We start from the raw sequence: 15,637 nt of genomic DNA on the forward strand, positions 1-15,637 counted from the left end.
TTAGCCTTTATAAAACGGTAGTTTGATTACGGTTGCGGGAACAGCATTTTTACGTATCTGAATGTTAATTTTACTATTAATATCTGTAAAAACGGTTGGTACATAGCCTAAACCAATACCCTTACCTAACGATGGCGACATGGTGCCTGAAGTAACATGACCTATTTTATTTCTGTTACCGTCAACAATATCGTAGCCTTGTCTTGGAATACCTCGTCCATCTAATTCGAAAGCAATCAATTTACGTTCAGCACCTCGTTCTTTTTCTGCTTTTAAAGCTTCAGAATTAGTAAACTCCTTTGTGAATTTTGTAATCCATCCTAAACCAGCTTCAATAGGAGAGGTGGTATCGTCTATATCATTTCCGTAAAGGCAATATCCCATTTCCAAACGCAAAGTATCACGCGCGGCAAGTCCGATAGGTTTGATACCATAATCTGCACCGGCTTTAAATACATTATCCCAAATTTGTTTTACTTCACTATTCTTACAGTAAATTTCAAAACCACCACTTCCTGTGTATCCTGTGGCCGATATAATGACATTGTCTATCCCCGCAAAATCTCCAACTACGAAATTGTAGAATTTTATGGCAGATAAATCATGACTGGTAATTGATTGCATGGCTTCTATGGCTTTTGGACCTTGAATGGCAAGTAGTGAATAGTCTTCACTTAGATTACGCATGGTAGCACCAGCATCATTTTTAGACTGAATCCAGTTCCAATCCTTTTCAATATTACTTGCATTAACAACCAACAGATATGTGTCCTCTTTTATCTTATAAATGATTAAATCATCTACAATGCCACCATTATCATTTGGTAAACAGCTATATTGTGCTTTACCTATGGTTAATTTAGAAGCATCGTTACTAGATACTTTTTGAATTAAATCCAATGCATGCTCTCCTTCAATTAAAAACTCGCCCATATGGGATACATCAAAAACTCCAACAGCTTGTCTTACTGTTTCATGTTCTATATTCACGCCTTCGTATTGTACAGGCATATTGTAGCCCGCAAAAGGTACCATTTTAGCGCCAAGTGATTCGTGAGTTGATGTTAATGCAGTGTTCTTCATTTTATAGTGATTGAAATATTGTCGAGCAAAACTACATAAATTTTACTTGATTTTTGCTATCAAAGTTTTGTTAAAAATGTAAAGTATTAACATTTTGTTCGTCTTTTAATGCATTATTCGTAACTATAACCCTTAAAATGAAGAAACTTTTAATTTTTATTAGGCTTTTATTTTTTCAAAATGTCTTGGGCATTTTCTGTTTTTAAGCTATGATATGGGGGATTTAACCTTAACTATTGCCAGTGTTTTAATACATTTTATTTTATACAATTTCCTTAAGATATTTAAAACTATCAATTATGTAGTTTGGTCTTTGTTTTTCTAATTCTTCTCTTGTGTTGTTCCCATATGTTGCCCCACAAGTATCCACAAGAGCTCTTTGTCCCATTTCAACATCAAAAATTGTATCACCGACTACTAAACATTCATTGGGGTGATATTTAAATTTGTCCATAATAACGTTGACAATGTCTGGAGAAGGTTTTTTGTTTTTGCACCTTCTTCACCACCTATAAATGAAAAAATATCATAAATATTCTGTTTTTTAAGAATCTTAATTAATGATTCTTTCCCTTTACTTGACGCAACTGCCAAGTTTATTCCATTTAAATGAAAATCAAGCAATGTATCTTTGACGCTATGCCTAAACCACTATTCCATTATTCCCGTGAAAATGAAAACATAATACAATCCAGTCGTGATAAAAGTGACAGCAGCAACAGTTCGCATTACTTTTTCGATTTTGGTAATTCTGTTATAGAAAACACCTACTTTTCCTGTGGTAAATGCCAATAAATAGGTGAAAAGAATTACAGGTAACCCTGTTCCGAATGCAAAAACAATAGGTAAATAAAGACCGTCTGCTGATGTAATAGTCATTGGCATTAACATACCAAAAAATAAAGCTCCACTATATGGGCAAAATGCCAAAGCAAAAATTACTCCTATCAAAAAGGAACCTAGCAGACCTTTATCTTTAAATTTTGCGGAAAGTTTTTCTTGAAAATTCGATTTGCCTAAAAAATTAAGCTTTATTACATTTAGCATTATTAAGCCTATAACTATCAATAAAGGCCCTAAATACTTCTCTCCATTCTGATTGAAAAATCGAGCAATGTGGAATTTACTTGCACCAAGATATAATATCAAACCTATTGAGGCATAACTGAACCCTCTTCCCAAAGAGTAAAGCAATCCGCTTAAAAATACTTTTCGTTTACTGGAAATGTTTTTAGAAATAAAAGCTGTTGCAGTTATATTGGTAGCCAAAGGACACGGACTAATGGCTGTCATTAATCCGAGTATAAATGCCGATAATATTGGGACCTCATAATTTTCTAAAAGTGACTGCAAAAAAGTCATTTAGAGCATTTTTAATTCTGTGTCTATTTTAGATTTCAGTTCTTTTGAAAAGGCTTCTTGGTCATTCCCCTTCATAAAAGCAAAATCCGTCAGATTTATTTGAACTTCCTTTCCATTTTTTATAACATTTAAAAATAGAGATGTACCTGATGCCTCAAATTTTTCAGCAATTTTTTCATTTTCCTTTGCATCTATATTGATTATCTGAAACGTAATTTTATCTTCTTTGAGTTCCTTTGCAAAATAAGTGTTCAATGTATATTTCGTATTAGCTTCAATGGCATTACACGTTGTACACCTATGTGTTGAATGAAAATCCAAGACTTCAATTTTTGAAATGGATTTATCTAAAGAAGCTGTTTTGCTTTTATCTTGACCATTGCAAGCTGTAAGTATTAGACTTAATACTAAAACTGTGAAAAATTTGATTGTTTTCATTTTTATTGATTTATAGTTTATAATATGATGTTAAATAAATATCCAGAAATAATAATGCAAAGCGTAACTACACCAAAAAAAATGGCAATAAGTTTTAAGGTCATTACTTTTTTAAGTAGCATAGCTTCAGGTAAAGACAAACCAACAACTCCCATCATAAAAGCGATTGCAGTTCCTAAGGGAATCCCTTTGGATACCAATACTTGAACTACAGGAAGAATGCCTGATGCGTTCGAATACATTGGCACAGCCAAAATTGTAGCAACAGGCACAGCCAAAAGATTGTCCTTGTCCATATATTTTTCAAAAAAATCTTCTGGAATATATCCATGCATTAGTCCGCCAATTGCGATACCTACTAAAACATAAGGAATAATACCTTTAAGGATTTTTACAACTTCTGTCCAAATAATTGGCAAACGTTGCTTAAAGGTTTGCTTTTCTGCTTGAAATATATCTTGCTCTCTTTGTGCGCTTACCAATACTTCTTTAACCCAAGGTGTTAGATAGCATTCTAATTTTAGATTTTGAAGTATGATACCTGATATCGTACCTAACAACACGCCACTAACGACGTAAATGATTGTTGTTTTTAAACCGAACAAGCCAACAAAAAGCCCAATTGCAACTTCATTGACCAAAGGTGAAGTAATCAAAAAAGTAAAAGTTACACCTAAAGGGATTCCACCTCTTACGAAACCGATAAATAAAGGTACTGATGAGCAGGAACAAAAAGGTGTTACCGCACCAAAAATACTTGCCATAAGGTATTCCAATCCGTATAATTTATTTCTTGATAGATAATTTTTAACCTTGTCTATGGGAAAGTAGCTATTGACGATTCCCATAAAAAAGATGACCACAAAAAGTAGGATTAGAATTTTTGTGGTATCGTAAACAAAGAAGTTCAAGGCTTCCGCTAAATGTTGCCCTTTGTTTAAATTCAGAACATCATAGACCAACCAATCAGCTATGTTTTGTATCCAATCAAACATTTTTCATAGTAAGTTTTGTATTAGTTTAAAAAAGCCAATACTTCCTCTTTTGAAGGCACTCTACCTTTAATTTTTATTTCGTCATCAATGACTAAAGCAGGTGTAGTCATTATATTAAATTTCATAATTTCCATGATATCCTCGACTTTTTCAATTTTGGCGTCGATATTGTTTTCAGATACTACATCTTGTACAATCCCTGTCATAGATTGACACTTAGGACAACCTGTTCCTAAAATTTTAATTACTTTGGTCATAATATTTATATTTTGTTTATCGCCAATAAACGATTTGTTTTTTAAAAAATATCAATCAAAAAATTGTTGAAATAACGCTTTTGCAGTTTTCCAATTATCTTGATTAATACAATATTTTATTTTGGGTGGTTTTAATTCTCCTTGAATCAAACCTGCATTTTTTAATTCTTTTAAATGTTGAGAAACTGTAGATTGGGATATCGGTAATACATCAACCAAATCCCCAGTAAAACAACACGATTGATTTTCAAGATATTTTAAAATAGCAACTCGTGTAGGATGTGCCAAAGCTTTAGCAAATTTTGCTAAGGCTTCGGTATCTTCTTTGTATTCTATATGTTCTAAACTTCTTTTCATAATGTTTATCGCAAATATACGATAGGTTTTTGAGATGGCATGCAACTAAAGTTACATTTTCTATTTTTTATTGAAGAGGTGAAACAGCTATTTTATACAATTTCCTTAAGATGTTTAAAACTATCAATTATGTAGTTTGGTTTTTGTTTTTCTAATTCTTCCCTTGTGTTGTTCCCATATGTTACCCCACAAGTATCCACAAGAGCTCTTTGTCCCATTTCAACATCAAAAATTGTATCACCAACTACTAAACATTCATTGGGTTGATATTTAAATTTGTCCATAATAAGGTTGACAATGTCTGGAGAAGGTTTTTTGTTTTTTGCATCTTCTTCACCACCTATAAATGAAAAAATATCATAAATATTCTGTTTTTTAAGAATCTTAATTAATGACTCTTTCCCTTTACTTGATGCAACTGCCAAGTTTATTCCATTTGAATGAAAATCAAGTAATGTGTCTTTGACGTTATCAAAAAGAGAAATTGTGTCGATAACAATTTCATTGTAATGTTTGCGATAAACCAAAGTTGCTTTTGGTATCAATTCTTCATCAAGTAAAAAAGCCTTTTCGAAGGTTGTTTTAAGGGGTAACCCTATTAAACTCTTTATTAATTTTTCATCATACGCTTTAATATTTAGAGTGTCTGACACGAATTTCATTGTCTTAACGATACTTTCTTTGGTATCGGCCAATGTACCATCAAAATCTAAAATAAGAGTTTTATATTTCATCTTGTTTTCAAAATGTTTACACTATGCCAGTTGCACAAATATTGGCTAAAGATACAGAAAACACGTATTTTGTTATGTGATAGCAAGAAAGATTATCAAGAGAAGTTATTTTCTAAAACCCAACTCAGTGAGCGTGTTCCTGAGGACAATTTTTATCTGTGATTAAATAGAGGCTGGTGCAACTACTACTAGTGTTAGGTACAGTTATTTTATCAGTTTCATTACATTTTCCGTTATTTTGTCACATCTGCTAAACCCAAATTCAAAGATTTTTTTATTATCTGCTACTTCATAAAGTTTCTCTTTTAGCTTTTCTTTTGATCTGTGTAAACGCATTTTCACATTAACAACAGTTAAATCCAAAGCAGTGGAAATTTCTTTTAGGCTCATGCCTTCCAATTCTTTCATAATATAGACTGTTTTATATTTTATGTCTAAACTGTCAATAGCATTTTCCAATAATTGTTTTGCTTCATTCCGAATCATCTTGTCTTGTGGATTTAATTGTTTGCTATCTGGAATTTCTAAAATTGCATTACTCTTTAAATTGTTCGATTGTTTATCTAAGTGATATAGTTTTCCTTTTTCCTTTATACGTGCCAAAGATTCGTTTATTCCTATACGAATAAGCCAAGTAGAAAAGGTGGATTCTAATTTAAACTGATACAATTTAGTAAAGGCTTTTACATAACAATCTTGCATGATATCTTCAATTTCAGCATCATTTTTAATATAGCTTCTAATTATCCGATATAATTTTTGATTATTTCTTCTAACCAAAATTTCATAAAGTTCTTTTTCACCATCTAAAATTCGTTTTATGACTTCGCTCTCATTGATTTTATGATTGTTAAAATCATTGATGTTTATTGCTTCCATTTTATTGTGTCTTTTATTTTAGATAAGAAACTTTAAAAAAAGTTACAAAATTTTGTATCCTTTTTTAAAATCTGCTATCCAAAGACTGTAACAAAATAATAAAAATAAGATTATGGGTTCAAACGTACAATTAGTGAAAAACATTTTAAAGTATACTTTTGGCTTAGTGCCAATCGTTGCAGGGTTAGACAAGTTTACTAAAATTCTAACCAATTGGAGTCAGTATATTTCTGAAGGTTTTGCAGGAATGCTTCCTTTTGAAGCTTCAACGTTTATGATAATAATAGGTGTTATAGAAATTATAGCTGGTATTCTTGTTTTAACAAAAACAAAATTAGGTGCTTATGTAGTTTCTGCATGGTTAGTAGCAATTGCATTGACTTTGATTTTTAGTTGGAGTTATGTAGATGTTGCTGTGAGAGATCTAGTAATGGCTATTGCTGCTTTTTGTTTAGCAAAATTATCAGAAAATAATTATAGTAAAGCCAATAATTAATGAAATAAAACTAAACGAAAGCACTTGTTTAATTGAAGAAAAATTAAAAAGGTTTCAATCAACACGTAGTGGATTTAAAGCCATTAGGTGTTGATGCTTTTGATAGAGATTAAGATTAATAACAAAGAAGTTTAAGGATACTGTTAACTTTTATGTAATAAGACTACAAGCCCAAGAGCGATTAACCATGTAGATATTGCAATAAAACATCATTGATAGCTTTTTTTAAAATCCAAAGGCGTACTATTTGTTTTTTGCTTAAATACTTTAGAAAAATATGCATAATCTTGATACCCTAATATTTCAGCAATAGTAGATAAAGAGTTTTTAGAATGAACAATTAAACGTTTTGATTCAAGGATGACTCGCTCTGTGATTAAATCGGTTGTCGTTTTGCCTAATGTAGCTTTTACAACTCTATTCAAATGTTTGGAAGTTATATTTAGTTCATTCGCATAAAATGTTGCTGATTTTTCTGTTTTATAATATTTCTCAACGATCTTTTCTAAATGTCTTAATGTTTCTATATAGGTGGCCGATGTTATATCTTTTACAGGTTCAAATATATTGTAGTGTCTCGCTAAATCTATATAAACGGTGTTTATAAGACTTGCTATTTTTTGTTTTTGATAAGTTAAGCTTTTGTAATACTCGTTATTAATGTTCTTAAATGTTGATTCTAAATATGTAATTTCATTTGAATTTAAATGGAGTGTAGGTATGTTTTTGTGTGAATAATAGTAAGGAAACTGTTCTAGTTTACTTTTTGAAAAATGAAGTTCATAGAAGTTCTGAGTATGAAAAAAAATGTAGCCTTCTGGGTTGGTATCAAATTTCCAATAATGTGTTTGACCTGGCCTTAAAAAATACACGCTGCCAGGCTTTACTGTATAGGTGTTAAAATCTATTTCATGAATACCTGACCCTTTGGAGAATAAAACACATAGAAAAAAATCATGTTTATGTGGCTTATTGAAAAAACCTTTATTTCTTTCTAAATGACTTTTTAGGTCATTACTGTAGAAGTCAGACATGGGGACATCTTGCTCAAATTGCTGAATGTTTAAAACTGGAATAGATTTCATAACGACGATTATGTCCTAAAAGTACAAAAAATGGCGCATTATTTATGAGCTCTATTTTTAGGGATCACTGTAAATTTGCAAAATGATTCTCAATTGTAAAAAATGAAACCAATTTCAATTTTAAAAGGTAAATGTCCCCAATGCAAAAAAAATGACATTTTTAGTTCTAATGGCAATTTGTTGTTGTTTAGAATTCCAAAAATAAATGATAGGTGTAAAACTTGTAATTTTAAATTTGAAAGAGAACCTGGGTTTTTCTTTGGAGCTATGTTTGTGAGTTATGCACTAGCCGTTGCTGAATTTATAGGTGTTTTTATAATGTCTTATTTTTTTCTTGGATTGTCGCTATTAGTTTCCTTTTTTGGAATCATAGTATCTGCAATTTTGTTTAGCACTATAAATTTTAGGTTATCTAGAACCATTTGGATTTATTTATTTTTTAACTCGAATGTAAAAGTTTAAGTTTTTTTTTGTTCCTTTATTGGGATTAAATTATTGATAAATAAAAGCTCATGATTTTAATTAAAAATCCATGAGCTTTTTGGTATGGGAACTAAAATAATGAACTCATTTAGACTTTTTCAATTTGCTAAAAAATTGCTGTTTTCAGCTCTGTTTTTGTCTTTTTTTCCTTCCGTAGCTTTGCTATGCAACTCAAAAAAGTCTTCAACAGAAGCAAAAACTTCTAATTTTCGCTTAAATCCAAAAAGTCTAAATGAGTTCAATGAGTTATAAGATCATTTCAGCAAATAGCTTTTTAAATCTTCATATGTAGAAATGACTACAGATTCTTTTTCTTTATCCATAACTGATTGAATTTGTTTTGGTAAAGGTTGTTCTTCTTTAATAACATCTTCAACAACGTCTAAAAATTTAGTAGGGTGAGCCGTTTCTAAAAATACACAATGCGCTTTAGGGTTTTCTTTTAAATAAGCTTTAGAACCTAAATAACCAACTGCACCATGAGGATCTGCCACATAGTTATATTGCGTATAGATTTCTTTCATGGCTTCTTTGGTAGCATCGTCAGAAAAACTAAAAGAAGAGATATTGTCCTTTAAGGTCTCAAATTTGTTTTTATAGATTTCTTGAATACGAATAAAGTTACTAGGATCTCCTACATCCATAGCATTACTTATAGTCTGTACTGATGGTTTAGGAGTGTATAGCTGTGTTTTTAAATATTCAGTAACCACATTGTTTTCGTTGTTTGATGCAATGAAATGATTGACTGGCAGGCCTAATTGCTGCGCCATCATACCAGCACAAACATTTCCGAAGTTCCCACTTGGTACAGAAAATACAATATCATCGTATTTTTTATGTAATTGCTTGTATGCAAACATAAAATAAAATAACTGTGGTAACCAGCGTGCTACGTTTATTGAGTTAGCAGAAGTTAACTGCATGTTACTAGTTAAAGTTTCATCTAAAAACGCCCTTTTTACCATGGCTTGGCAATCGTCAAATGTACCGTTGACTTCTAATGCTGTAATGTTTTGACCTAGTGTAGTCAACTGTTTTTCTTGAATATCACTTACTTTTCCGCTAGGGTAGAGTATAACCACATTTACGCCTTTAACACCCAAAAAACCATTAGCTACAGCACCACCTGTATCTCCAGAAGTGGCTACTAAAACTGTAACCTCATTAGTGTTATCTTTATTAAAATAACCTAAACAACGCGCCATAAAGCGTGCCCCAACATCTTTAAATGCCATGGTTGGACCATGAAATAATTCTAAAGTTGAGATATTATCATTTAATTGAACCACAGGAAACTCAAAAGACAATGTTTCTTCAATAATCGTTTTCAATATGTCTTCTGGAATTTCTGGAACTACAAATTGCTTAATAGCTTGAAATGCAATCTCCGTATGTGATAATTGATCTATGTTTTTAAAGAAATCATCACTTAAAGGCGTAATACTTTCAGGAAAATACAACCCTTTATCTGGTGCTAATCCTTTTATTACGGCCTCTTTAAAAGAGGTATTAGGTGCTTGTTTGTTTAGTGAGTAGTAATTCATTTTTTAAATAGACCACAGACGGAAGACGGAAGACCGAATTCAGTTTGTGGGAGTTTTAGTTAATATTTTTTCTAAATGCGTGCATCATGTTCATTAGGCCAAAAGCATCATTGTAAAAACCTGTAAAATCATTTTCAGAAATGTATTTTCTACTTCTGGCTTTAAAGAGGCAGGTAACAACTTCTGCTAAAGAACGAATGGAGTAACCAATAAATTTTTTTTGTTCTGGGTTAGACTGACCGATAGATCCTTCAGAAATATTTAATGCTATTGAATCTGCTGCTCTTCTTATTTGAGATGATAAGTTAAACTTTTCTTTGTCTGGAAAGCTATTAGTAATTTTATCGATATCTTCTCCAAAATCCATTGCCTTTTGCCAAATAATTAGCTTTTCAAATTTGAATTTATTCATATAATTAAAATATATTAAATTTCAGTCTTCAGTCTTCAGTCTTCAGTCTTCAGTCTTCAGTCTTTTGTCAATAAATCTTTATTCCCTCCGTATTAATTTTTGTTATATGAATTTCAAATGTTATTCCCGTTTCTGAGTACACTTTATTCATAGCGTCTTTAACACTTTTAGCGTTTTCTAATCCTTTACTTAATGTAAAAATAGAAGGACCAGAACCTGATATTCCAGCACCCAAAGCCCCATGTTCTAGCGAAGCTTCTTTTACTTCTTTATAATAAGGAATTAATCGACTTCTATAGGGCTCTACAATAACATCGTGTAATGATTTTTGTATTAAATCAAAATCACTTGTATGTAGACCATGAATTAGACTTCCAAAATTAGCCCATTGGCTAATAGCATCTTGCAGAGGTACTTCTTTAGGAAGAATAGCTCTAGCTTCAGATGTTTTTACTTCTATCTGCGGATGAATAATTGTTGCATATAAATCTTCTGGAGAAGGAATTTCCAGAATCTCTAAAGGAGCAACACTTTTTACCAATGTAAAGCCACCAAAAATGGCAGGAGCAAGGTTGTCTGCATGCTCACATTTGCTGGCTAAAGCTTCTCCTTTCATGGCAAATTGCGTTAATTCTGTTTTATTACAGGGCTTTCCTAAAAGGGCATTCATTCCAAAAACACTACCAACGGCACTGGCAGCACTACTACCAATACCACTTCCAGGTTTTATGTTTTTGTAAATTTCAATTTCAAAACCACACGCTGGTTTTAGTGCTTCATACATCGCTAAAGCAGAAACACCAGCAACGTTTAACTCTGCTTCAAATGGTAAATCGAATCCTTCAATTTTGGTGATATGAATCCCCTTTTTATCGGTTTTTCTAATGACCATTTCATCGCCAATACTGTCTAAACAGAATCCTAATACATCAAATCCACAGGCTACATTAGCAACTGTTGCAGGTGAAAATATTTTTATTTCGTTTTTCATAATTTATAGAAAAAAGAAAATAGAGAAAAGAAAATAGACTTCAACTGCTAAGTCATTATTCTCTTTTCCTTATTCTCTTGTCTTTTTTTAATTATTCCCAATTCTAATAATATCAGCAAATAACCCTGAGGCTGTTACTTCTGCACCAGCACCAGCACCTTTAATAATCATGGGCTGCTCTGGGTAGCGTTGTGTATAAAACATCACAATATTGTCTTTACCTTCTAGATTGTAAAATGGATGACCTTCTGGGATTTCTTGTAAACCAACATTAGCTTTACCATTATTTAATTGTGCCACATATTTTAATTGGCAATTTTTAGCTTTCGCGGAAGCGTATAAACTTTGATAATGGGCTTCATCGTCAACTAATGTTTTATAAAAATCATCGACTGAACCACTTTTCAATCCTGATTCTGATAGGAAAGGTGTATTCGAAATATCTTCCAAATTCATTTCCATACCACTTTCACGAGCTAAAATCAATATTTTTCTAGCCACATCAACACCGCTTAAATCTATTCTTGGGTCTGGCTCTGTATAGCCTTCTGCTGCTGCTTGTTTAACAACATCATAGAATTTAGTGGTATCATTAAAATTATTAAATACAAAATTTAAACTTCCAGATAAAACAGCTTGAATTGATGTGATTTTATCACCAGAGGCAATTAAATTATTTAGTGTGTCAATAATAGGCAAGCCTGCACCTACATTGGTTTCAAATAAATATGGTGCGTTATATTTAAGAGATAGGCGCTTTAATAAACTGTAATTTTCATAATCACTAGAACATGCAATTTTATTACAAGCTACAACACCAATACTTTGGCGTAAATAGTCAGCATATAAATTCGCAACATCTTTATTTGCTGTCACATCAACAAAGATGCTATTACGTAAATTAAGAGATTTTGTTTTTTCAAAAAAGCCTTTTAAAGTAGCTTGTTCCCCAGAAGCGAGTTCTTCTTTCCAGTTTTTCAAGTCTATGCCAGCGTCATTAAAAATCATTGTTCTGGAGTTTGATAATCCAGCAATACGTATATTGATTTTTAAATTTTCTTTTAAATAGGCGTTTTGTTGCTGTATTTGATCTACTAACTTTTCTCCAACATTTCCAACGCCTGTAATAAATACATTCAGTTGTTTCGTTTCAATTTCAAAGAATTGCTCGTGCAAGGTATTTAAAGCCTTTTTTACGTCGTTTTCTGATATTACGGCTGAAATATTCTTCTCGGAAGCTCCTTGTGCAATAGCGCGAATGTTAATATTGTTTTTACCTAAAGTACTGAACATTTTTCCGCTAATACCTTGATGGTTTTTCATGTTATCGCCAACAAGCGCAACAATAGAAAGATTTGTTTCAACTATTATTGGGTTTATTTTATTTAAAGCAATTTCGTTTTCAAAAGCGGTGTCAATAGCTTGTTTAGCCATTTCAGCATCTTTTTCTTCAATTCCTAAACAAATAGAATGCTCGGACGATGCTTGAGTAATTAAGATGATATTAATTTTTTCCTGAGACAGAGTTTCAAATAACCTTTTAGAAAACCCAGGAATACCAACCATACCGCTACCTTCTAAGGTTAATAACGCAATATTTCCAATATTACTGATTCCTTTTACAGGTGATACAGCACTTGTTTCCTCATTAGAAATAATGGTTCCAACCGCATTTGGTTCTAATGTGTTTTTTATGTGGATAGGGATTTCTAAATCTAAGACTGGTTGCACTGTTGGTGGATATAAAACTTTAGCACCAAAGTGTGATAATTCCATAGCCTCTTGGTATGAAATTTTTTCGATAGGGTAGGCTTGTTTTACCAATTTTGGATTGGTAGTATACATTCCACTAACGTCTGTCCAAATCTCCAATTGTTCTACTTTTAATGCAGCAGCGACTATAGCTGCGGTAAAATCTGAACCGCCACGTCCTAGCGTCGTTTGTTCTCCTGCTATAGATTTTGATACAAAGCCAGGAAGAATAGTAATTTGTTGAGTTGCAGTTTTAAAATAATCTACTATATTTTTATCAGTAAGATTGTATTCAACTTCTGCTTTTGTGAAATTTGAATTCGTTACGATTAATTCCTGAGAGTTTTTACGATCTGCAGAAAACCCGCGATTTTTCATAGTTTCTGAAATCATATAGGACGATAACAATTCTCCAAAACTCACCAGTTTATCGGATGTTTTCGGAGATAACTCATTTATTAGATAGATACCCTCTAGTAAATTTTTTAATTCTTCTAATCTGGTTTCTGTATATGCTATAATTGAACTAGCATGATTTGGATTTAATTCATTTATAATATTTAAATGAATATCTTTTATAGTATTAAAAGTGTCTTTAAAACTAGTGTCTTTATTTTGAGCTTGCTTACCAGCTAAAAGCAGCTTATCAGTAATACCACCAACGGCAGATACAACGCATATAATGGAATCTTTTTGCGAATATCCAGTTAAGATATCTATGACGTTATTTATGTTTTTTGCAGAACCTACTGAAGTTCCACCAAATTTTAAAACTTTCATTTTTTTAATGAATTGATAATTGAAAAAAATATTTTGATGTTGCAATTGTAAAAATTACAACGATAGCCTGAAGAATATATAGTTAGCAACCCCAAAGGGTTGTAATAATTGTAGTTGTACCAAAAATAGTAATAGTCCCTTCTGTTAAAGAAGAGAAATATATATCTGTATTTTGGTTTAAATGATTCATTATATTCATATAATACTACTTCAAAAGTATTACTTTTAGCCTAATAAAAAAACTAAAATTGCTTTATTTGTAGTATTCTTATATAGAAGCTATTTTCTTAAAATAAAAGCGACGAAAGTAATAGAGAATTGAAAAATTAATAATTGAACTCATCAGGGCTTTTTGGTTAAATATAAAAAGTAATCATGAGATCATTAATAAAAAAGAATGCATGAAACTATTTTCTAAAGAACAGATTTATGAAGGAGACAAGCTAACTTCAGAACGTCAAAAAATATCATCAACAGATTTGATGGAGCGAGCAGGGATGCAAATATTTAACTGGATGCATATGCGCATGCAAGGGGCACAAGTGCCTATTCATATATTTTGCGGGATTGGAAATAATGGGGGTGATGGATTAGTGCTTGCCAGACATTTAATTCTAGATGGTTATAATGTTAAAACTTATATTATTAATTGTAGTGATAAACGATCGAAGGATTTTTTAATTAATTATGACAGAATTAAAAATGTTACTAAAGATTGGCCTACACTTTTAAGCTGTACTGAAGACTTTCCTGAAATTCATCCGGATGATATTATTGTTGATGCTGTTTTTGGTATTGGATTAAACAGACCTGTAGATGATTGGGTGAAAGCATTATTTATGCATTTTAGAAAAACTAAAGCATTTACTTTATCTGTTGACATTCCTTCAGGATTAAGTACAGATAAGGTTTTAGAAGATGAAGATGGTGCTGTTTGGGCGGGTTATACACTAAGCTTCGCATCACCTAAATTGGTTTTCTTTTTACCAGAAACTGCCAAGTATACTGTACAATGGGAAGTCTTGGATATTGGTCTTGACCAAGAGTTTTTATTGACTACTAATACAGAGGCAGAATTAATAGGAAAACATGAAGTACTACCTCTTTATAAGCCAAGAGAAAAATTTTCACATAAAGGGCAATTTGGGCATAGTCTTATTATTGGTGGAAGCTATGGTAAAATAGGAGCTGTGGCATTAGCTAGTAAAGCTGCTTTATCTGCTGGGGCTGGTTTAATTACTACATACACTCCAAAATGCGGATACATACCTTTGCAGGCCTCTTTCTCAGAAGCCATGGTTATAACAGATACTGATGAGGAAATAATCACAGATATTAAGTTTGATATAGAACCTACAGTTGTAGGTTTTGGAATAGGAGTGGGAACGCACTCAAAAACTATAACTGCTTTTGAAGCCTTTTTGAAGAAAAACAAGGCGCCTTTGGTTATTGATGCCGATGGAATCAATATGTTATCAAAAAAGAAAGCTTTATTAAAATTACTGCCAGAACAAACCATTTTAACACCTCACCCTAAAGAATTAGAGCGTTTAATTGGAACTTGGAAAGATGATTTTGATAAATTAAAAAAAGTAAAAGCATTTTCGAAAAAGTATGCATGTATAGTTATTATAAAAGGAGCCAATAGTATTACCGTGTTTGATAATAAGCTTTATGTAAACACAACAGGGAACCCTGGATTATCTACAGCTGGAAGTGGAGATGTATTAACCGGAATTATTACCGGATTGATTTCTCAAGGATACACCACGTTAGAAGCTGCAATATTTGGAACATATTTACATGGAAGATCAGCAGATATTGCCGTTGAAAGTTTTGGTTATCAAAGTTTAATTGCCAGTCATGTTATTGACTACCTCGGTGAGGCTTTTATTGATTTGTTTAAGCAGCCAGAGCAACCAGCAGAACCAGAACAAGATTAATTTTAAAAATAGCTTGAATGGTAATGAAATTTACTAAAAAAGC

16 protein-coding genes and 1 pseudogene are annotated in these 15,637 nt (G+C 31.9%); 3 read left to right on the plus strand and 14 right to left on the minus strand.

From position 1 onward, the window contains the following. The 9 genes and pseudogenes from gcvT to Q4Q34_RS16705 all read right to left on the minus strand — a co-directional run bounded on the left by gcvT (position 1) and on the right by Q4Q34_RS16705 (position 6,105). Positions 1-1,083, minus strand: coding sequence for a glycine cleavage system aminomethyltransferase GcvT (gene gcvT / locus Q4Q34_RS16665; protein ID WP_303317550.1), 1,083 nt, complete (start codon positions 1,081-1,083; stop codon positions 1-3). A gap of 262 nt (positions 1,084-1,345) precedes the next feature. Beyond that, a pseudogene (locus Q4Q34_RS16670) lies at positions 1,346-1,567 on the minus strand (HAD family hydrolase); the annotation flags it as partial. Positions 1,568-1,734: 167 nt separating this feature from the next. Next, complete coding sequence (locus tag Q4Q34_RS16675; protein ID WP_303317551.1) at positions 1,735-2,445, minus strand: aromatic aminobenezylarsenical efflux permease ArsG family transporter; 711 nt, start codon at positions 2,443-2,445, stop codon at positions 1,735-1,737. After that, a complete protein-coding gene (locus tag Q4Q34_RS16680; RefSeq protein WP_303317552.1) occupies positions 2,446-2,883 on the minus strand; it encodes a nitrophenyl compound nitroreductase subunit ArsF family protein in 438 nt (145 codons plus the stop codon). A gap of 17 nt (positions 2,884-2,900) precedes the next feature. Further along, the gene (locus Q4Q34_RS16685) at positions 2,901-3,878 is read right to left on the minus strand and encodes a permease (RefSeq protein ID WP_303317553.1); all 978 of its coding nucleotides are present in this window, start codon (positions 3,876-3,878) and stop codon (positions 2,901-2,903) included. Positions 3,879-3,898: 20 nt separating this feature from the next. Next, positions 3,899-4,135 (minus strand): thioredoxin family protein, encoded by a 237-nt coding sequence (locus tag Q4Q34_RS16690; protein ID WP_303317554.1) that lies wholly within the window; start codon positions 4,133-4,135, stop codon positions 3,899-3,901. Between the two features lie 51 nt (positions 4,136-4,186). After that, positions 4,187-4,492 (minus strand): ArsR/SmtB family transcription factor, encoded by a 306-nt coding sequence (locus Q4Q34_RS16695; RefSeq protein ID WP_303317555.1) that lies wholly within the window; start codon positions 4,490-4,492, stop codon positions 4,187-4,189. Between the two features lie 92 nt (positions 4,493-4,584). Beyond that, positions 4,585-5,226, minus strand: a complete 642-nt coding sequence (locus Q4Q34_RS16700; protein WP_303317556.1) for an HAD family hydrolase — start codon at positions 5,224-5,226, stop codon at positions 4,585-4,587. A 204-nt stretch (positions 5,227-5,430) separates the two neighbouring features. Further along, complete coding sequence (locus Q4Q34_RS16705; RefSeq protein WP_303317557.1) at positions 5,431-6,105, minus strand: RNA polymerase sigma factor; 675 nt, start codon at positions 6,103-6,105, stop codon at positions 5,431-5,433. Between the two features lie 112 nt (positions 6,106-6,217). On the opposite strand from Q4Q34_RS16705, the gene Q4Q34_RS16710 reads away from it, so the two are divergent. Then, on the plus strand, positions 6,218-6,601 hold the full coding sequence (locus Q4Q34_RS16710) for a hypothetical protein (protein WP_303317558.1): 384 nt from the start codon (positions 6,218-6,220) through the stop codon (positions 6,599-6,601). 209 nt (positions 6,602-6,810) lie between these two features. On the opposite strand, the gene Q4Q34_RS16715 is transcribed toward Q4Q34_RS16710, so the two are convergent. Continuing rightward, positions 6,811-7,686, minus strand: a complete 876-nt coding sequence (locus tag Q4Q34_RS16715) for an AraC family transcriptional regulator (protein WP_303317559.1) — start codon at positions 7,684-7,686, stop codon at positions 6,811-6,813. Positions 7,687-7,788: 102 nt separating this feature from the next. Here Q4Q34_RS16715 and Q4Q34_RS16720 point away from each other — a divergent pair, with 102 nt between their 5' ends. Next, positions 7,789-8,148: a DUF983 domain-containing protein gene (locus tag Q4Q34_RS16720; RefSeq protein ID WP_303317560.1), complete on the plus strand. Its 360-nt coding sequence runs from the start codon at positions 7,789-7,791 to the stop codon at positions 8,146-8,148. A 275-nt stretch (positions 8,149-8,423) separates the two neighbouring features. Here the strand turns inward: Q4Q34_RS16720 and thrC are convergent, their stop codons facing one another. From thrC to thrA, 4 genes are all read right to left on the minus strand, one after another. Then, a complete protein-coding gene (gene thrC, locus Q4Q34_RS16725; protein WP_303317561.1) occupies positions 8,424-9,716 on the minus strand; it encodes a threonine synthase in 1,293 nt (430 codons plus the stop codon). Between the two features lie 55 nt (positions 9,717-9,771). After that, the gene (locus Q4Q34_RS16730; protein ID WP_303317562.1) at positions 9,772-10,128 is read right to left on the minus strand and encodes a four helix bundle protein; all 357 of its coding nucleotides are present in this window, start codon (positions 10,126-10,128) and stop codon (positions 9,772-9,774) included. Positions 10,129-10,195: 67 nt separating this feature from the next. After that, a complete protein-coding gene (locus tag Q4Q34_RS16735; protein WP_303317563.1) occupies positions 10,196-11,119 on the minus strand; it encodes a homoserine kinase in 924 nt (307 codons plus the stop codon). A gap of 87 nt (positions 11,120-11,206) precedes the next feature. Next, positions 11,207-13,651: a bifunctional aspartate kinase/homoserine dehydrogenase I gene (thrA, locus tag Q4Q34_RS16740; RefSeq protein ID WP_303317564.1), complete on the minus strand. Its 2,445-nt coding sequence runs from the start codon at positions 13,649-13,651 to the stop codon at positions 11,207-11,209. Positions 13,652-14,052: 401 nt separating this feature from the next. On the opposite strand from thrA, the gene Q4Q34_RS16745 reads away from it, so the two are divergent. Continuing rightward, positions 14,053-15,594 (plus strand): NAD(P)H-hydrate dehydratase, encoded by a 1,542-nt coding sequence (locus Q4Q34_RS16745; RefSeq protein WP_303317565.1) that lies wholly within the window; start codon positions 14,053-14,055, stop codon positions 15,592-15,594. Positions 15,595-15,637: the final 43 nt, after the last annotated feature.

Source organism: Flavivirga abyssicola (assembly GCF_030540775.2).
Classification (GTDB): domain Bacteria; phylum Bacteroidota; class Bacteroidia; order Flavobacteriales; family Flavobacteriaceae; genus Flavivirga; species Flavivirga abyssicola.